The sequence below is a fragment of the Caballeronia sp. PC1 genome, assembly GCF_021353155.1.
Lineage (GTDB): Bacteria > Pseudomonadota > Gammaproteobacteria > Burkholderiales > Burkholderiaceae > Caballeronia > Caballeronia cordobensis.
Genome location: NZ_JAJUBH010000005.1, coordinates 120,819 through 138,383 on the forward strand (window position 1 = coordinate 120,819; position 17,565 = coordinate 138,383).

The following is a 17,565-nucleotide window of genomic DNA, read 5'->3' on the forward strand; positions in this document are numbered from 1 at the left end:
GGGTGTCGGCAGCAGCAGCTCACGCACGAGGCAGGACGCCGCGCGGCGAGCGCCCTCTCGCGTAGCAAGCGATAGCGCCGCGGAGCGACACTTCGTCGGGTTGAAGATCCGCGCAAGCGATAGCGCGCCGGAGTTCGTGGGGAAACCGGGCCGCTTGCGGTCCGGCTGGACAGCGTTCGCGCGGTGCGAAGCGCCGTCGTCGGCCGCCACGACGACAGAGTTTGGCGGCCGCGGGTGGTATTCAGGACCTGCGTCTATCGCGCACCCACTTCGAGCGAACCAACACGATCTTCCCATCGGCGGGCGATTGCTTCGGCTCCCGGGGCGCCCGAGAGCTCAGCCTCGAACCGTCTCAAGCGAAACATGCGATATGCCAACAGCGGGCTGCCCGCGTCAAGATGTCCTGCGCGCTCGAGGTGGTCGTACACTGCGCCGACCGCGTGATGCAGCGACGTAAGTGCGCCCCGCATATGGAGTTCGGCGAGCAGCGCCGGCGTCGCAACGGCGCGCAACTGGGATGCAGGACCTATTTCAGGCGTTGCCGACGTCCCGGCCGCGTCGACGAGCTGCGAGGCGTGGGGAAATTTGATACGCATATCCGGATACTCGGCAAGCGCGACGGCCGCCGGCAGTGCGCGATCGGACATGAACTCGGGCGCGTCGCCTGACCGTGCGTACAGGGCGTTGTTGACCTCGCGCTTGTGGGCCTGCATGAGACCGGCGATCCCGATGGCGTCGACGAAGCGCAGGCTTGCGCCGTGGAAGAACACCTCGGCAGCCCGGCCGTGATTCGTCAATGGTTCGATCCGCGCAAGTTCGCAAAATTGAAAGAACGACAGTTGTTGCGGCTGCAGCTTCATCCGTGGCTTTTTCATGGCGTGATTGAAGGTAACAAAAGAAGTTAGCGCCAGTGGCGCACGAGTGGGGTGACCCGCCACCATTGGCCGTCCAGGCTCGTCGCTATCGCCAGCTGGACACGGCACGCACCGAAGCGCACCATATTTCCACCGTGGCGTACGAATCTCAGACCTACCAACGCCTCAGTGGTATATCGCTTGCGAAGCGTCGCGTAGATCTTCGGCTGTCTGCGCTTTTTCACATCGCCCTCCCCTTACGCGGCCAGTTGCTGCGTCGTACCGACCGCTTCACTGATGCCGGCTTTCGCCATGAGCAGTGAAAATACCCTTGCGGCATGCCCTGCAGCGGTGAAGATTGCATTGCGATCTCGCTTCAGGACACGCAACCATGAATCGAGATACGACGCGTGATACTCCAGTTGCCCCTGATCGAGCCCGATACGGGCAAGGCAGAATGCAGCGCCCAGTTCGGCCACCAGTTCCTCGAATGCATACGCTTCGTCGCCAAAGCGCGCGCCGAACTCGCGAGCGAGCCGCGAAGGATGGCCGGTCCAGTGGCTCAGTTCGTGAAGCGCAACGTGGTAGAAGTTGGCGGCCGTCTTGAAGCGCGTCCTCTGCGGCAGAAAGCATTCGTCGGTGCTCGCCCGGTAGAACGCCCGGTCCCCTGTCTCCCTGACGCACGCCCCGGATCTCGAAATGATTTGCTCGGCTGCGTCGATCGGATCAAACGGGTCGTACACGGCAGCAGGCGCTATGCCGTCGATTTCCTCTACGTTAAAGACAGTGAAGCCCGTCGGCGCGGGAAAAAACTCGACCTCGCCCGTCTCCTGGTCAACGCGCTCGACCTGATTGAAGCGCACGAGCGGACATCCCTTGGCGCCGCGACGTACCTGTGCTCCGATCGCCTGCGCCTGCTTATACGTCATCCACTCGTTTCGCTGAAAGCCGCGATCATGCGCCTCGAGCCAGAGCAGCAGCACGTTCGCCCCGCTGTATGGCGTCTTCGTACCATAGTTGACCGGCAGGCCTCCAGCGGCATTGCGCGCCCAGAGATTTGCCGGAGACATTCGGCCGTCTTCTATCGCCTTGACGATGCGGTCCGTCACTTCCTGCTTGATGTCGCGTTTCACTTTGACGCTTTTCATGGCGGGTCTCCATAGTCACGCAATGCGCTGAAGCTGCGAACCCGACATCGCCACCAGCCGAACCGCCGCGCCAGTCGATGTGGTTACCTGAAACACACACAGGTCGCCCGCGTCGATCAGTTCATTGATCGCTTCGCGAACGTCGAAAAAGTGCCGTCCACGCTCAGTCGGGGTCATGAGCGCTTCGAGCGCGAAGATCAACTCGCCCTGACGCATGACGGGTATATCCGCGAGCATCAGGCGGGTAGCTTCCTTAATCGTTGTCTTGGCCCGTTGTGACGGGTTCTGCGCGCGATTCGGCGCTTCGATGGCAATGACGGCTGCTGTCATGAAAGGCTCCTTGAAGTGAGTGCTGACCGGAACCCTAGATTCGGAGTCCCGGCGTAAAAGTTGTTCTGCCGAGTTGGCGGGCTGCGCTTCGCAGCTGCCGCCGTTCCCCTGAGTTCGTCGTCCCGCGACGATTCGTGCGAGGGCTGGCGACGCGTCAAGGGATCAAGCGCGGGGTGGGTGCGGGATGGAGCGCAGCGACTGACACGGCCCCGCGCGCCTTGACGCGGCAAAGGCCTGAGCTAAGGTCGCGGGAACTGGACGGCGAACCAGGGGAACGGTAGGTGTCGGCAGCAGCAGCTCACGCACGAGGCAGGACGCCGCGCGGCGAGCGCCCTCTCGCGTAGCAAGCGATAGCGCCGCGGAGCGACATTTCGTCGGTGTGGAAACGCAGGACGAAGACCTGCGTGCTGCCGGGAAACCGGCGTGCGGCGTGGGGGACTGGCTGGCCAGTCCGCCGGACGACGGCTGACTGGCGTGCCACCGACCTATCCTGGATCGGCGTGTACATCAGAAGAGGGAGTTGCCGGGCTTGATGTCCCGCAGGCCAACCCAGGTTCGCGCGCGGTCGATGTCTTTCGCGTCAAGCATCAGTACGCACGCGGTCGGCCCAGCAGGACCGTGGAACAGTTGCTCGATGACCGCAGGCCTCGCCGGCAGGTCCGGACGGCTGGCGTAGACCACGTCTACCGACTGGTCGACGTTGAAGCCACCAAGTGATCGGTAAAGCGGCGTGCCGTTCTGATGCTGGCCAACCACATCTTGCGCCGGCGGGCACGCACGTAGGAATTCGCCCAGCTGCTGCCGCTGGTAGCCGATGCCACCCGATGTCTCGGTTACGGAGGCCTGCGCCGTGATGCATCCGCGTTCGACGAGCCGCGGAACTGCCGCGCGCATCACGCGGCGATACTCGGCGCCGCCGGCGAGCAGTACCTTGGTGATGCCTTGTGGCGACTGCGCTGGCAGGAAGTCGTCAAGATGGCGCAACATGTGGTCTGCACGTTCCGATGTCAGGCGCTGTTCGTACGGCTCGATAACCGCGTCCGAACGAATGAAGCCGTGAAGGGCCGAAAGGATCACAACATGAGGATGAGCGTCTCTGCGCACGTTCGCGCGAAACGTGCCATACATCACACCCTGATAGAGATCGAGTGCCCGCGCTGCATACGGCAGCTTCGTTGCGGAACACGCCAGGATCACGAGGTCTTGAGTAGCACTGGTCATGATAGCTTCCTTCTTTTTGGTAATCCGCCGCCGCGCGCCCAACGGTCAGGCCGCAAGGTCAAAGTCGATTGACATCTGCGCGCCCGACGTCGTCGCCTTGTGCGACCACGCTGCGCGCGCGCTTTCCGGCATATCGCCGTACCTGACAGCACGGCCTAACAGCGACTCGATGTCATAGTTGAGGTTGAGGCCCATACGGTCCTTGAAATCGGTCCGGCGCGCGATCTCGTCGTGCTCGCGTTGCTGGCCGTGTGAAAGGCTGAGCACGCCATAGTTGAGATACCAGCGATATCCGGCTGTGATGCCGCCCGGGAAGAAGCCGCGATCGTGCATTTCCAGCAGACGATCAAGCTCGAACTCAAGGATCAGCTCGGCGGATTCTTCGTCCACCTCCAGGCGCTGTCCGGTAGGCACCTTCCACGTACTGCGCCCGTCGCTGAAGTGCAGGATCTCCGGCGCACACGGCGAATCTGCCGTCAGTGACTCGTAAAGGGCATCGCGGAAACCGGTCCACTGGTCGGCGTTGTCATCCCAGTCCTTTCCGACGTGCAGAAACATGGGTTCGGGCATGCCCTTAGGGGGAAGCGGCTCGACATCCGGTACGTCGTAACTCACGCCGTGCAGGTAGATGTCGCGGTAGTCCGCCCAGATCGCGAACGGCACGGCAAGGCCCTGCAACGACTGCATCGCGTCGACGGCGATCATCGTGCTGAGTGGCAACGTCTGAAACTTCGGCTTCGTGCCGGCGCTCGATGCACGGCGCTGCTCGTCGCGGTCAATCGTCATCATGTAGCGAACCAGTTCCCGAACAGTTGCAGCATTAAAGGTATCGGGTTCAATGCACACGAAGCCCTCGTGAATCGTGCGGCCGACCCAGTTGCGACGCGACCAGTCGTAACGGATCGCCCTGATGAACTTGTTGAGGCGGTTCAGTCCGCGCGCGTACGCGTACCGTTCTTCGTCGAAGTTGATCATCTCCTCGAGCGAACGATCCTCGGCCTGCTGGCACACCCAGCAGCCCGTACGCGCGTCACACTGTCCACGTCGCTTACGCTTGCCAGCGGTGGCCTCTTCGAACGTCAGCTCGGAGACAATCGCGCAACTACTGTTGCCGGCGTGCGCGTAAACGCGGGTAGTCTCCTGAAAGTCTGTGTAGGCGGTGCGCAGGCCGGATGTCACTTCACCGATCCATTCCCAAACGTCTTCGGTGCTCCAGTCGGCGATCGGGCAGAGCGTCAGCTCGCCGTCGGCATTGCGCGCAGGCGTATCCGCGCGATCGCCGCGTGCTTGCATTCCGGCCTTGCGCTTGTCGCTTTCCGCGAAGCGGCTTCCGAGACACACGACCGGCTCGGCATAGCCCTGCGACGCCGCCGAGCGATATAGCTGGTTGCGAAACACGCGCGACGGTTCGATCTTCAGCGATACTGAGCAATCGGAATTTGTCCCGGCATAGCTGGGCAAGGCGCGACCGCTGAGGATCGCGACCTGCCACGATGCGGAGAGCGACGGCATGACCGTCTGCGCGTGGACCTGAAAACCATGAGTGCGTCCATAGTCGCGCATCTTCTCCAGTTCAAGCTGAGCGAGCGCGACCATCTCTGGCGACTCAACGCGCGTGTCTACGGTCACTACGCAGACCATAGGCGCTCCACCATCTGCAGCATGTTGCCGAGCCGCTTCCAGCGTCAATGCGGCGACGACGCTACTGTCCTTCCCAGCGCTGAACTGACACACAACCATGCGTTGCTCATTGAACAGTTTGCGCAGCGCGGTCAACGCCCGGTGCACGCGCTGATCGAGCGTCGGACGCACTTCATGGAGGGTGAACATTTCAATCGTCTGCTTCTGCATGGCTCTTGCTCCATCCGCGTGAATATCGTCCGCCGGGCCCCTAGATTCCGAGTCCCGGCGTAGGGTTGTTCTGCCGAGTTGGCGGGCTGCGCTTCGCAGCTGCCGCCGTTCCCCTGAGTTCGTCGTCCCGCGACGATTCGTGCGAGGGCCGGCGACGCGTCAAGGGATCAAGCGCGGGGTGGGTGCGGGATGGAGCGCAGCGACTGACACGGCCCCGCGCGCCTTGACGCGGCAAAGGCCTGAGCTAAGGTCGCGGGAACTGGACGGCGAACCAGGGGAACGGTAGGTGTCGGCAGCAGCAGCTCACGTACGAGGCAGGACGCCGCGCGGCGAGCGCCCTCTCGCGTAGCAAGCGATAGCGCCGCGGAGCGACATTTCGTCGGTGTGGAAACGCAGGACGAAGACCTGCGTGCTGCCGGGAAACCGGCGTGCGGCGTGGGGGACTGGCTGGCCAGTCCGCCGGACGACGGCTGGATCGGAACAGGAGATCTCGCGTCAGCAGCGCGCACCACCTGGGCTGGATAGCGTGCGCAGTGCAGCTCACTGGTCAGCCAGGCCGGTCGGAAGCGAGTTGAGTACCTGACGGCGAGCGGTTCAGATCCGCGCTGTGGACGCTCCCGTGCGCCCTGTCCCGAGGCCAACGATAGGCGCGAGAAGGACAGGAAGCGACGCAGCAGCAGGACCGCGACAACGTCCGCGAATGGGGCAAGGCAGCGTAAGGAACATGCGTGCGTGAGCAACGCCCAGGCCGCGGAGTATACTGACAGTGCGTCGAACGCACCACGCGTCTCGCGGCGCGTGGTGTAATTATGATCACTTACTGCACTGAGTATTATTAAACAACGGTTGCGTAGCGCGCGGCTTTTGCGGTTTAATATCTCTGCCCTGCTCCTCAGGGCACCAACCAAGTTGTTTTCCTCCCGAAAAGGCAGTCGAAGGCCCGCGCAAGCGGGCTTTTGGCTTTTTGGACCGGCGTCGACCAGCAGCTCGACGTCCAGGCTCAGGCGGCCCAAGGCCATCCCGCGAAATACCATCTGGCCAGAACAGCGTCGGATTGCTTCCGAGCGCGGAATTGCGGAGGCTCCGTAGCGCCGCTCGGAGACTCGAGCGATCCCCTACCCCTACCGGGCTGCCGGCAGGCGGTTAGGCGGCCCATACGCAAGCCAGCATCGCTGTCTTCCGCCGAGGGACCCCCCCTTCTCTGCCAGCTCGGTGTAGACGCTGATAAACCAACCGACCATCACGGCAGATGGCGAGCACACGAGCGCGTTGATTTACGGGGTGGTGTAACCGCCCCGTAAATCTTTTATCGCGCACTTAGGGGTGCAGCGTGCCGTAGGCGCGGTGCAGCCCTTAGTGCCTGCCGCGCGGTGTCTTTAGCGGTCAGCTGGTTTGGTTGTGTTGTCATCTGTGCCCCGAAGGGGCCACGATATGCTTCTTGGGGGGTGGGGCCGGGTGGGTGGGGCCGGCTTTAGCCGGCGAACCCGGCCGCGGGGGCTCTTGAGCCCCCCCTCACTGAGGGTGGGGCCTTTCCCATTCGCAGTTAAAACCAAAGTTAAAAAAAATCGTTAACCGCGCGCGCGTTTACGGTTTCCGAGCGCCTTGTCCCGTAACGATCTGCGCCCGATCACGTGGCCTGATAGACGCCCGAGCGGTGGTGCGATCGACACCTCGGTGGTGGTCCGATAGACACATCGGGTGGTCTGATAGACGCCGGCGCACCCAAGTTATCCACAAAATGCCCGCCGGTGGCGCAAAGACGCGCGCTAGACCCATGAAAAAGCAGGGCTTTGGGTCTATGCCTTTTGAATGAATTCCGCCCCAAGGCTTTCCCCGCAAGCGTTTGCTATCTCAGATGAAGTGCGCGATAGACGCGAGAGACGGTGGCCCGATAGACACATCGGACGGACCGGAATATCGCTTGGCGGTGGTCTGATAGACGTTCGTGCGCGGTGGTCCGATGGACGCGGCGTTCCGTGCCATTGGTCGTGGTTTTGTTGCGGTTTCTCACTCCGATCGACCAATCGGCAGTGGCGCGATAGACGTTCGTTTTGCAAGCCTGCGGCTGTTGAATCGCCCGGCGGGCGGGCGGCGAATTAACAGCCCCGACAGATGTCCCGCGGCAGATCAAGCGGTGCTCGCTACTCTGAGCGCCGCGCGGCACGATAAGTGTAATTGTTGTCGATCCAGTGCTTGGCCCATTCGATTCCGCGGTCGTGCGCCTGCCATCGATATACGCGGTTCCCAAGGTCGACAAACACAAATCTTTCCCCGTTGTCTCGCCTAATCACGGCACATGACTGAAATAGCCTATGTTGCGCGAGAATCACCGGGGCGGCGTCTATCGTCCAGCCTTGATAGCTGGCAATGCGGGGAGTTCTCTTCATGTCTAGCCTCACCGAAGGGGCTACGCAGATTTGCAGACGCCGGACGTCCTCTGTCAGCAGAACGGCCGGCGCCCTGCTCAACAGCATAGTCCAAAGCGAATCGGTGGGGAGTGCCGGACAGCAAAAAAGGAAAGCATCGGTGCCGACGGGATACCGGCGGGGTGCCTTCGCTCAACGCTACTCAATGTCGTTGTAACGCTTGTCCTTCCAGGTGCCGCTCACGACCTGATTCCAGTCGTCGTTGGCCAGCTGCCCGACTCTCATCGCCCAGCCTGCGTAGCGGCCGTACTCAGCTGGCTCTGGAGCGGTCCATTCCCAGGTGTTTGTCGTGACGTGGACGCCGAGGCGATTCGTGGCCTCGCGGCGATCGTCGTGGCCCGTGTGGATCAGGGGGAAGTCATCGGGCAGGTCAGCAAGGGCTGCGCGCAGCTCGCCGACCGTCCGCGCGTAAGTGCTCTGCCAGTAGCGACCCGCCAGCTCGCGTTCAGGCGACATGGGCCGGGGCACGCCAAAGAAGCGGTAGATATCCCGGTATTCGAACGTGCAGAACTCGACGTGCCCGGGCAGCTTGACCCGCGATTCCGCAGGCTGGATGTTGAAAGCGTTGAGGGCTTTGTCTGCCTGGATCAGGGCGGCCGCAGACTGATATTCGCCGCGGTAGACGGCGGTCACCAGGTACGGCAGGTCTTGGCCGCCGACTTCGTGGTCATCGTCCGTGTCGTGGATCTCAACCAGCTGAAGCGGTGACGAGTTCATACACTTTCCAATGGTCGGAGGTCATCCCGTGTTACGCGGGAAGCAGCGGGTATTGAGCCTCGCCGTGCGCCGCCGAATCCCAGCGGCGGAGCGCGTAATACCACTTCTGCTGTTTCTTCGATAGCAGCTCACGATGAATGCTGGCGACCAGTTGCTCGTCCTGCCGGCGGTTGTCGCGATCGCAACGGAAGAAGACCACCATTGCTTTGTCGTCGTCGAGCGCAATGTGAAACTCCGGAAGCGTATCCGCCTTGATGGCTTCAACCAGATCGCGCCGAAAATACTTCAGGGCCTGTGCGGAGCCAGATTTTGCGTGCAGCTTGTCGAGGCCGATCTTGAACCAGAGCTTGTCACCGCAGTGTTTTTTCGCGAGATCATATAGCCGGCGCTCAAGCCCCTGCCCCAGTCCAAAGTAACCGGGGTGAATCGTTAGCACGCGGCGATTCAGCAGCGAGTCGAAGGTCCATTCAGACAGGATCAGTTCAACCTCGAGTGCACCCTGCTTGTTCGCGGTGTACGAAATCACCTTGTATTCCTCGATGAGCCCGTATCCTTGCAGCGTCTCGTGAATGCCCTCTTCGTTTGCGCCCTGTCTCGCCGTGTCGAAATTCGTTTCGACGATCGTCCCCTTGAGGCGGCGACAGCTGTCGATGATGCGGGTGTAGGATGCGCCGCCTGTGCTGCGGCGCGTATAGTTCAAGAAATCGCGGACCTTGAAGCGGATGCGACGCGAAACGCGCTTGTTCGCATCGGCCGCCTTGCAGATCAACGTGGCGGCGTACACAAGAAGGTCCTTGTCGAAGATGTTCGCTGCACCGACGACGCTAGGGATGATGCGGACGATCTGATCGCCGTTGCGATAGATCCGCACACGTGTGTCTTTCCCCTTCTGCAGTGAAAAGAGAGGGAATTCGAGGGAGTGAAGGTCCTCACGCGGCTTCCAGGAGTCCGGAAGTTGTTCGCCCGAAAAGAGCTCTAGCTGCTCGTGGTCGACGTCTCCCTCGTCGAGCGGTTCCGCATCCTGAACAGCTGGAGGCGTATCACGCGTCAGGACGATGTTGACATCATGGAGCGGCGCTTTGGCCATTCTGCCGCGCCCCGGTACTGCTGGCCCTCGCAGTGAGTAACTGCGGTCTTGTTCGACTGTACTCATTCTCTCCTGCTAACCCCGTTTTTCTACTCCAGCTTGCTAACTTGCGCCCCCAAAGTCTTTATTAGGGCCGCAATAGCCGACTGGACTTTCTTCGTGTCTTTAGAACGTCGAGCTTTGAAAAAAAACTCTTCAAGCGGTTCAATGGCTGTGCTCGGCACCTCGAAGCCGTGCTTCAGCCACAGTACGACGTCCTCCTGCACGTTCGAGCCTAACAATGCCTGGTAGTAGCGCGTCACGAGCTGGTTGACCCGCTGCCGCGTCACGTTAAATTCCTTCGCGACTTCGACTGCGGCTCGCCCATCCACAATGACAGCGCGGGCAATGTCACGACTCTGCTCGGAGAAGGATCGTGTGCCGTACTCGCTTGCCTGCTCGCGCATGGCGGAGTCAAGTGCTGAAAAATTTTTTGCCGTTAGACGGAAAGTTGCCAAGGTTGCTATCCAGAAAGGTTGACAGGCAACGTTTAGAAGCCTGCCAGCCCCGTCCCGTTGCGTTACAGCGTCCAGTCGCCTGGCGCCAGAGGATGAATTTCGCGGTCGGTATCGTACCTGAAGTCATCTGGCAAAACGCCGGTCTTGCGGGTCGGATGCAGCCTGTTCAGCAGCTCGAGTGGTCCCCTCGAATTTAATTCAGCACTGAACCTGTTCAATATTCTACTCGCGGTTTCTGATTCCATGCCAACCAAAGCTGAGGCCGCGATGTCGACGAAGGCAACCCAGAGACGCCACTCGCGGTCCTCGGCCCCTACTCCGGCGGCCGTGAGATCGGCCTGCAGCGATCTCACCCGCTCAATCGAGCCGGTTCCAGTTTCGTAGATTTCCTCTACTCGCCATACAACACTTTTCTTGGGATCGGCGCTCGATGCCCTTTCATGCTTGACACGCGAGGGAGTATTCGTGCGCGGCGCCGAATCATTCCCGCGGTCCTCCGCCCCTGTGCTTGACGACGCGGGACGCAACGACGCGGCGCCCGTCATATCGGCGGCTGCAGCTGCATGCGGCTCCCTGACACTGACTGGGTCCACGTCTCGCGCAATCGTCGGGGGCGCGTCATCTTCGCGCTCGGCTCCGACCTGAGACGTTAGCTGCTGAGCATTCGGCGTGTCGGACGGTACAGCTGCTTGTTGCCTCAGCGCGTTCAATCGAGCGTCGAGCGTGAGCCGGCCGATCTTGCGTCCGACTCTCAATTCAGCGCGGATCTCCGCTGCCAGCTCGGCCGCGGCGTCGGTGCTGATTTCCTCGATGTCCGCCATCTTGTTTGCGGCCTCGATGTCGTCGAACTGGTTGGCATCGAACAATTCGCGCGTGATCGGGCCGTATTTCTGGAAGCGCAGATGCTTCGAAATCCATGAGGCGCTGCGCTGCTTGCCGTTGGGTGCTGTCCAGATTCGGCTGGCCTCTTCACGACCAAATCGCTCAACGTCTGCCGCGAGGCCAATGGACGTTTCTTTCAGTGACAGCCCTTTTCGATCAACATTCTCCGATACCTGATACATGCGGATCTTGAGATCAGGTGTATCGGCCGGAAAGATCTTGGCAGGAATTTCCGTCCAGCCATTCTGCGTACTGCCGCGCACGCGACGCTCGCCGGCAATCAATTCGAACCCGTCAGCGCCTTTGATTTCACGCACGAGTATGGGCGTGTGTACGTGGCCAACGACTTGCAAGCGAACTGCAAAATCGGCGATGTCGGAAAAGTCATGTCGCACTTGCGGTTTGACCCGTATTTTCGCGATCTGGATTGTCTTCGTGAAGGCGCCGGTTTCCTTCTCGATTTCTGCAGCGCGTGCGCTTGCCGTTGCGGCGCGCGTTAGCATCGACAGTGATGAGAGCTTTCCACCATTTGGGTGCATGCGTAACCTCTATTGCTGTTTGTTTTTTACAGGCCGACTTTCTCGAAGATTGAGTCGCAGAGTGCGCGCATTTCTTTTGCGGCTCGTCTGTCGCTGTCTCCTCGTTGATGCTTCCACACGGGGTGGAAACTAGTCAGGCGAACGCCTGCTCGGTCCTGTAGTTCCGCCTCGAGTACCGCACCCTCGAAGGCATTGCGCACTGTGGTCCGCATTGATAGGTCATCGGCACGCCGCGGGTTTACTTTATTCAGGAGCACGCCGAGTAATTCGAGTTCGGGATTCCATTCTCTACGGACAAGGTCGACCTTCAGTGAGGTCTCAAGCAGCCCGTCCATGCTATCGATGTTGAGATCTGTCGGCATCAACATGTACTGCGAGCAGATCAATCCGCCGACCACAAGATTGCTCATGGTGGGTGGCGTATCGATCACGCATAGGTCGTAATCGCGGCTCATTCGCTGCAAGCTGTTGCGCGCAGTGAATGCACTGTCGAGCGGCCATGTCAGAACGTCCGCGAGTTCTGGCGTTGCACCAATTAGCCAGACATTCGGAATAATTGGCATCGGGCGCGATGCAACCTCGTCCTGATAAAGCAGATGCGCACTAGCCTGAGGGTCGATCTCTGGCAGGCCCATATGCTGCCAACTGAGCGCAACGGTGCCTGTAGGTGCTTGCGATTGCGCGACCAATTGTTGGAAGAGCAGTGATTTGCTCAGGTTTCCCTGGGGATCGAGATCGACTGCGAGCGTGCGCAAGCCGCGGTCGATCGCTGAATAGATCAGGTGTCTGGCGGTAGTGGTCTTTCCGACCCCGCCTTTTCCGTTGCAGATTCCGATTATCTTCATTGTTTGGCCTCAAGCGAGCACGAGGCAGTCAACTGGCTGAAACACGCGGCCCAGCGTGTGAAACACTGCCAGCCAGTTTGCAGCGTAAAGGTTAACACGTGCGGCCCGCGCATCGCTCTGGGGACTCGCGAGGCTGTAGTGACAGCCTTCCTGAAAGCTCGTGACGCGCGCCGTCCCGCTCGCAATATCCACGTCGAAACAGATCCACGACTGTGCTTCACCTCGCGCGTTCGTTTGGTCATGCGCGATTTCCACCTCAAGATGTCCGTCTTCCGCCGCGTCGATAGTGCAATGGACTGCCATATCTCCCGGGATTCTCGACGGGGCAAAGTGGGTTCTGCTTTCCTTCCCGCCCAGGTTTGGGATGAGATCGGAAAGAAGAGCAAAGAGTCGGGACTGCACAGCGTTCTTCATGGAAATTCTCCAATTCTTGTTGGTGATTGCCGGTTACCCACCCCGCCGGCTGCGATGTGTTTTGATCATATTATTAGATATGTTGACGGTCAAGGGACAAGGACAAACATTGTTATCGACGCCTGGCCTGGACGGCTTGGGTTCGGTAGAATTGGCGCGGCCCGAGGGTGCCAAACAGGTCAGCGCACATCCCGGATTGAATGCGTCACGCGCGATCGATGCGCGGCGCGTAAGTTAATCAGTCTCAATGGTGATTAAATTTCGCATGCGAAATTCTGCGATCAGCGGTGTCACGGGGGATCAGAAACGAATCGCTGCGTTGCTCGATATGGGCCTGTCGCGACCCGAGATCGCTGAACGGCTTGCGATGTCACCGGCTGTCGTTGGTCGACAGATTCCCGGCTCAGGGAGAAGGTGCGCTGCGGCACGTATGTGCCCCCGCCATTGCCGCTTGAGGCTGGAATGCACTTGGGGACACCCTCAGCATGATCCGCTTCGTTCTCTGCCTGCTCGGCCTGTTGTTCATTCAGGCTGGGGTGATGGGCCGCATGAATTCCACTTCAGCTGACGTCTTCACTAACTTTGGCGACGGCTTGCGACAAGCTGTGACCTTCGACACGAGTCTGATCAACCGCGCGAAAAACCTGGTGACGAACAACGCAGCCGGCTGATGCATCCCTGATGCCCCAGTAGGCGATGATAGTTCAAATAGGCCAAAATGGCCTATTCTCTCTTTGCAGGGAGCATTCGTCCATGCTCCCGCACAACACCCGCTCAATCACCGTCCATCATCCCCGATATGGCTTGCTACTCGCGCATCTGCGGGATCTTCGGCTCGCCTCGGGGCTCACCCAGGCCGAATTGGCGGAGCGCTTGAAAGTCGACCAGTCGCGCGTGTCCAAGATCGAGCGCGGGGAGCGCTATGTTGACACGCTCTTTTACCTCGACTGGTGTCGCGCGTGCGACGTCGACCCGTCGCTGGCAGTGGCGCAGCTCGCCGCAAAGGGTGCCTGAACGCGCACGGCTCGGCCTAGTGCGCTGACAAAGCGCGACGGCGGCTCTTCAGCACCTCGCGCATCTGCATCACGTGCGTCCTCGACGTGATCGCGTCGCTGCCCTCCTCGCTTCTTTGAGCGGCTTGTTCGCATGGAAGCCGACTGTCGGTCCGTGCGGGGGACTGGGTTGAGTGTCCTTTGAGTTGGATCTGGCCGGCCTTGATGCCGCGCGCGATGTCGAGCATCCAGCTGCCGACGACTGAACGCGGCCTCGATTCTTGCGGATACCGAACGAGGGCGTCCGTACCGCGTTCGCCGATCTCGATCAGCAGACCTGTGGCCGGATCGATGAAAACCTGACCGGCCGCGGCATCGAGGGTTTGCATCAGGTCTGCCCGCTCGTTGTCCGCATGGGTCTTTTTGTCGTTATCGGCTTGGCGTTGGCGTGCCTGGTACGAAAAGTCGAGTGGCCGGCGCAGCAGCGATCGAAGGTAGGCGATAGGTGCGACGGCCTTTTTGAGCGAGTTCCAGCAGCTCTCCACAACGTCCGATAGCCGCTTGCCGTTGTCTCTGGCTTCGGCCATCAGCTTGAAAACGAAAAATCTATTAAAGCCCAGCGAAGTGAGGCGTTCGAGGTCCTGAGGCAGGGCCCCTGGTTGTCTCTTTTGAAAAGAGGTTGGGTAAACATCTTTATATATAGAGCCGTCTGCCACCGTGGCAGACGGCTGCCCAAGCGCTTTTGCCGACTGCTCCTGATCGCTGGAACCGTCTGCTTGCTTGCTGGCGGCTACGGGCGTCGCGGGGGTAACAAATCCAAGCAACACGGCCGCTTTCTCCGTCAGATAGAGATAGGCGCGACCGTAGATGCCGTCGGCCTCGTACCGTTTCTGCGCAGAACGTCGGATGAGTCCCGCAGTCTCCAGATCGTCCAAGCTGCGGTAGAACGTCCGCATGGACTGCATGGCACGGCCTGTAAGGAGCTCGCGCCTCGCATAGATTGCAGCGTAAGGACGGGTCGAGAGAACGGTCCTGGCGAGCGCGGCGAGAACGGCACGCGCACGCGCGGGCAGGGCGTCGATGTGTGACGCGCGGAATGCGGCCCGGAACGTTATCCAGGTCAGATTCGTGGTGTCGCAGCCAAACTCCACCAATGCGGCAGAGTCGAGTGCGGAGATTGACAGGTTGGCTGAGTCGTGGTGTGTTTGACCCTCGCCAGCAACCAAGGGTTGCGCGATAGACATGTCCAGCGTCCATTTCAAAAATGGATTGATGGATGCTTGACTGTCGATCGCATTCCGCTACACTTCGTGGTGTTGATCCCTTGCCCGATTAGCCGTCGGGGAAGTGAGCGGTAGGGCGCGCGACAGCAAGCCCAAACTCAAAAGCCTTCGGTTCCGACGCCGAAGGCTTTTGTTTTTTCGGGACCTATTTCAAGGCGATTCTCCTGTTATGACGCTCCGTCAGAAGCGTTTCAGATGCGATTCCAACTTGGAAGTCTTTGAAAATAAAAGATTATTTCCCCGCGTCGGGCGATGATTCCGTTTGCGCTTTCGCAGCTCGTCGCTCCAACACTTCTTTAAGAGCCCCTTGCATCGCCTTGGCTTCTTCTTCCGACTGGAACTCTAATCGCACGACGTTTTTGGCCTGCCGTACATCGCAATACGTCGACCGGCCCGCTTTCACTTTGAACGCTGTCGGTATCGGGCGGGGCTTTTCCTTCGCCGGGTCCGTGCTGGCAAATTTCACGGCCTGCGTTTCATCAAACTGTTTGTCGGCCAAACGCTGAACCGCAGCGATAACCTGCGCGGATCTGCCGGTCCGAACAAGACGTGCCAAAGCTGTCCCTGACGTGGCGCCAAACAGCCCTGGCTTTTCATCCAGCATCGCTAGCACCTCGGCGGGCAGGTCGCTATACGCCATCAGTCGAGATATCGCCGCCTCGCCTACTCCAGCCTGCTCCGCCATCTTTGCTTGTGTAATACCCTCGAAGCGTTGCTGGATGTCCTTGAATCCCAGGTATTTTTCATAGTCCGTGAGATCTGACTGCAGCAAGTTAGCGTAGAACGCGCCCAAGCTTGCTTCTGTCTCGGTCGACTCACTGAGCACACAATCGATCTCTGTGCGGCCTAGTTCTCGGTAAGCGTCCGTGCGCCAATGCCCCGATACAAGCTCGAAACCGCCTTCTAGCCGCGGTCGAATCGCGACTGGCGTGATCAGGGCGTTGTGCCGTAGGTTCTCACGCAACTCCGCATAGGCTTCTGGCGACTTGAACCGCCGACGCCCCGGCACTTCGTGCAGGTCCGACAAAGGCACCTTCATGGCGCCGCCGTGACGCTTGGCCGCTTCAAGCTCTTCCTGCAGTTGCTGGATTCGCTCTTGGTAGCCTCGAGCCTCAAGCCGGAATGCGCTGAGTTGGGCAGGCATGGTGGCGCTGCGCGCCTGACTTTCCGACGGCCGTGCAGCCGCTGCCGATTCCGCCCGTTCCGCAACGCCTGCCGTCCGGCTTAACAACCGCTCCTTAAATTTACTCGGCATGCGCCCGCTCCTTCGAGGCTTGGGTAGCTAGAGCTCGGGTGGACCAGACGCTCTGCAGGTTGCTTTCGATCTCATCAACCATCGCGTCGAACGATTCAATCGCCCGGGCGTACGCACCTAGAGCTTGTACGTCGTAGATGGTTTTGAACTCGGCAGCGGCGTTTTTCACGACATCGGAGTCTTGGATCTCGGCACGACCCAGCAACTCCGGATACGTTTGTTGAATCCATGACCTGACGATGTCAGTGGCATCGACCCGGGGCTTCACTTTCGACAGAAAAATGTTGATGAAAGCGAACTCCTTTGCGACCGAGCGATCATCAGCTAGCGTTTTGAACAGATCAGCAAACTGTCTGAAGAAGGAAGCGCTAGATGCATAGTCGAGGGTTTCAGGGGGGAGGGGCACTATGAGACCATCGCTCGACATGAAGCAACTGGTCGCTAGGTACGCGAGACTGGGTGGAGTGTCGATGACGATCACGTCGTACTTCGCGCGGATCGGTCCCATAGCCCGCTCCAGAACCTGCCAGAACTGATAGTCTGGGTCTTTCGATTGACGGTTTGGCAGGTAAAAATCGGCGCCAAACAGGGCGGGGCATGCAGGGATTAGGTCAAGGTTGTCCCAGTAGCTCGGAATGATCGAGTAGGCGAGGTCGGACTGCTCCTCATATACCATAGGCATCACGGTCATTTCTTCCGTGACTTCGGGAGTGGGTACATAGCCCATCAGCGTCGTCGTGGAGGCCTGTGGATCAAGGTCGATCAGCAAGACCTTATGGCCGTGAAGCGTTAGCCCTTGCGCGATCGCCACGGCGCTAGTGGTTTTTCCGACTCCGCCTTTGAAATTGCCGACAGCTATGGCGATGCCCTGCGCGCCGTCCGGTCGCGCCTTGTATGGGCCCGCCAAGCGCACGAATTGCTGGGCTTCGGCGAGCGTGAATTCGCGGTTGCGGCCGTTGCCCGTTAGTGTGCCGGTGGGATACTCGCCCTTCTTGTTCCCTCGCGTGCAGAGGTATTGGATCTGAGTGCGCTCGATCTTGCAGAGCTTCGCCACGCGCGAAGCCGTGAGCATGGGCGCGACCTTGCGGGGCCACGGCTCAAGAAGGTCATCCCGAAGTTGCGCGAGCGTCGCTTCGGCCCGGTCAGCAATCGCGATCAGCTGGTCAATACCGATCGCCTTGCGAGGCGGTGACAGTTCTTTGATAGCCATGAGTTCCCTACCTT

16 protein-coding genes are annotated in these 17,565 nt (G+C 60.2%); 2 read left to right on the forward strand and 14 right to left on the reverse strand.

The features are described 5' to 3' along the window. Window positions 1-254: 254 nt before the first annotated feature. The 11 genes from LY284_RS36700 to LY284_RS36750 form a co-directional block, all read right to left on the reverse strand. A complete protein-coding gene (locus LY284_RS36700) occupies window positions 255-860 on the reverse strand; it encodes a hypothetical protein (protein WP_033536441.1) in 606 nt (201 codons plus the stop codon). Window positions 861-1,111: 251 nt separating this feature from the next. Continuing rightward, on the reverse strand, window positions 1,112-1,987 hold the full coding sequence (locus LY284_RS36705) for a zincin-like metallopeptidase domain-containing protein (RefSeq protein WP_233392142.1): 876 nt from the start codon (window positions 1,985-1,987) through the stop codon (window positions 1,112-1,114). Window positions 1,988-2,017: 30 nt separating this feature from the next. After that, window positions 2,018-2,332, reverse strand: coding sequence for a hypothetical protein (locus tag LY284_RS36710; RefSeq protein ID WP_033536442.1), 315 nt, complete (start codon window positions 2,330-2,332; stop codon window positions 2,018-2,020). A 507-nt stretch (window positions 2,333-2,839) separates the two neighbouring features. Continuing rightward, a complete protein-coding gene (locus tag LY284_RS36715) occupies window positions 2,840-3,553 on the reverse strand; it encodes a DUF6884 domain-containing protein (protein ID WP_174447745.1) in 714 nt (237 codons plus the stop codon). A gap of 45 nt (window positions 3,554-3,598) precedes the next feature. Then, window positions 3,599-5,404: a phosphoadenosine phosphosulfate reductase family protein gene (locus LY284_RS36720; RefSeq protein ID WP_033537043.1), complete on the reverse strand. Its 1,806-nt coding sequence runs from the start codon at window positions 5,402-5,404 to the stop codon at window positions 3,599-3,601. A gap of 2,564 nt (window positions 5,405-7,968) precedes the next feature. Continuing rightward, on the reverse strand, window positions 7,969-8,547 hold the full coding sequence (locus LY284_RS36725) for a hypothetical protein (protein ID WP_033536825.1): 579 nt from the start codon (window positions 8,545-8,547) through the stop codon (window positions 7,969-7,971). Between the two features lie 31 nt (window positions 8,548-8,578). Then, a complete protein-coding gene (locus tag LY284_RS36730) occupies window positions 8,579-9,634 on the reverse strand; it encodes a replication initiator protein A (protein WP_233392144.1) in 1,056 nt (351 codons plus the stop codon). A gap of 89 nt (window positions 9,635-9,723) precedes the next feature. Continuing rightward, complete coding sequence (locus tag LY284_RS36735) at window positions 9,724-10,131, reverse strand: TrfB-related DNA-binding protein (protein ID WP_033536824.1); 408 nt, start codon at window positions 10,129-10,131, stop codon at window positions 9,724-9,726. Between the two features lie 62 nt (window positions 10,132-10,193). Next, window positions 10,194-11,552, reverse strand: a complete 1,359-nt coding sequence (locus LY284_RS36740; RefSeq protein ID WP_033536823.1) for a ParB/RepB/Spo0J family partition protein — start codon at window positions 11,550-11,552, stop codon at window positions 10,194-10,196. Window positions 11,553-11,578: 26 nt separating this feature from the next. After that, window positions 11,579-12,397, reverse strand: coding sequence for a ParA family protein (locus LY284_RS36745; protein ID WP_033536822.1), 819 nt, complete (start codon window positions 12,395-12,397; stop codon window positions 11,579-11,581). Between the two features lie 9 nt (window positions 12,398-12,406). Beyond that, window positions 12,407-12,811, reverse strand: a complete 405-nt coding sequence (locus tag LY284_RS36750) for a hypothetical protein (RefSeq protein ID WP_034472871.1) — start codon at window positions 12,809-12,811, stop codon at window positions 12,407-12,409. A gap of 485 nt (window positions 12,812-13,296) precedes the next feature. Between LY284_RS36750 and LY284_RS36755 the strand changes: the two genes are divergently transcribed. Together LY284_RS36755 and LY284_RS36760 are read left to right on the forward strand one after the other, a co-directional pair. Continuing rightward, complete coding sequence (locus tag LY284_RS36755; protein ID WP_033536820.1) at window positions 13,297-13,482, forward strand: hypothetical protein; 186 nt, start codon at window positions 13,297-13,299, stop codon at window positions 13,480-13,482. Window positions 13,483-13,564: 82 nt separating this feature from the next. Beyond that, window positions 13,565-13,825 carry a helix-turn-helix domain-containing protein gene (locus LY284_RS36760; RefSeq protein ID WP_033536819.1) on the forward strand — a complete coding sequence of 87 codons (261 nt, stop codon included), beginning with the start codon at window positions 13,565-13,567 and terminating at the stop codon, window positions 13,823-13,825. 16 nt (window positions 13,826-13,841) lie between these two features. Here the strand turns inward: LY284_RS36760 and LY284_RS36765 are convergent, their stop codons facing one another. The 3 genes from LY284_RS36765 to LY284_RS36775 all read right to left on the reverse strand — a co-directional run bounded on the left by LY284_RS36765 (window position 13,842) and on the right by LY284_RS36775 (window position 17,551). After that, complete coding sequence (locus tag LY284_RS36765) at window positions 13,842-15,047, reverse strand: hypothetical protein (RefSeq protein WP_033536818.1); 1,206 nt, start codon at window positions 15,045-15,047, stop codon at window positions 13,842-13,844. Window positions 15,048-15,318: 271 nt separating this feature from the next. Then, a complete protein-coding gene (locus LY284_RS36770; protein WP_033536817.1) occupies window positions 15,319-16,341 on the reverse strand; it encodes a ParB N-terminal domain-containing protein in 1,023 nt (340 codons plus the stop codon). Beyond that, window positions 16,331-17,551, reverse strand: coding sequence for a ParA family protein (locus LY284_RS36775; protein ID WP_033536816.1), 1,221 nt, complete (start codon window positions 17,549-17,551; stop codon window positions 16,331-16,333). The genes LY284_RS36770 and LY284_RS36775 overlap by 11 nt, the downstream gene beginning before the upstream one ends. Window positions 17,552-17,565: the final 14 nt, after the last annotated feature.

Coding starts and splice junctions, on each gene's coding strand:
- LY284_RS36720 (WP_033537043.1), bottom strand. CDS start 5,404: ATGCAGAAGCAGACGATTGAAATGTTCACCCTCCATGAAGTGCGTCCG.
- LY284_RS36770 (WP_033536817.1), bottom strand. CDS start 16,341: ATGCCGAGTAAATTTAAGGAGCGGTTGTTAAGCCGGACGGCAGGCGTT.
- LY284_RS36715 (WP_174447745.1), bottom strand. CDS start 3,553: ATGACCAGTGCTACTCAAGACCTCGTGATCCTGGCGTGTTCCGCAACG.
- LY284_RS36730 (WP_233392144.1), bottom strand. CDS start 9,634: ATGGCCAAAGCGCCGCTCCATGATGTCAACATCGTCCTGACGCGTGAT.
- LY284_RS36750 (WP_034472871.1), bottom strand. CDS start 12,811: ATGAAGAACGCTGTGCAGTCCCGACTCTTTGCTCTTCTTTCCGATCTC.
- LY284_RS36700 (WP_033536441.1), bottom strand. CDS start 860: ATGAAGCTGCAGCCGCAACAACTGTCGTTCTTTCAATTTTGCGAACTT.
- LY284_RS36710 (WP_033536442.1), bottom strand. CDS start 2,332: ATGACAGCAGCCGTCATTGCCATCGAAGCGCCGAATCGCGCGCAGAAC.
- LY284_RS36725 (WP_033536825.1), bottom strand. CDS start 8,547: ATGAACTCGTCACCGCTTCAGCTGGTTGAGATCCACGACACGGACGAT.
- LY284_RS36755 (WP_033536820.1), top strand. CDS start 13,297: ATGATCCGCTTCGTTCTCTGCCTGCTCGGCCTGTTGTTCATTCAGGCT.
- LY284_RS36760 (WP_033536819.1), top strand. CDS start 13,565: ATGCTCCCGCACAACACCCGCTCAATCACCGTCCATCATCCCCGATAT.
- LY284_RS36765 (WP_033536818.1), bottom strand. CDS start 15,047: ATGTCTATCGCGCAACCCTTGGTTGCTGGCGAGGGTCAAACACACCAC.
- LY284_RS36745 (WP_033536822.1), bottom strand. CDS start 12,397: ATGAAGATAATCGGAATCTGCAACGGAAAAGGCGGGGTCGGAAAGACC.
- LY284_RS36740 (WP_033536823.1), bottom strand. CDS start 11,552: ATGCACCCAAATGGTGGAAAGCTCTCATCACTGTCGATGCTAACGCGC.
- LY284_RS36775 (WP_033536816.1), bottom strand. CDS start 17,551: ATGGCTATCAAAGAACTGTCACCGCCTCGCAAGGCGATCGGTATTGAC.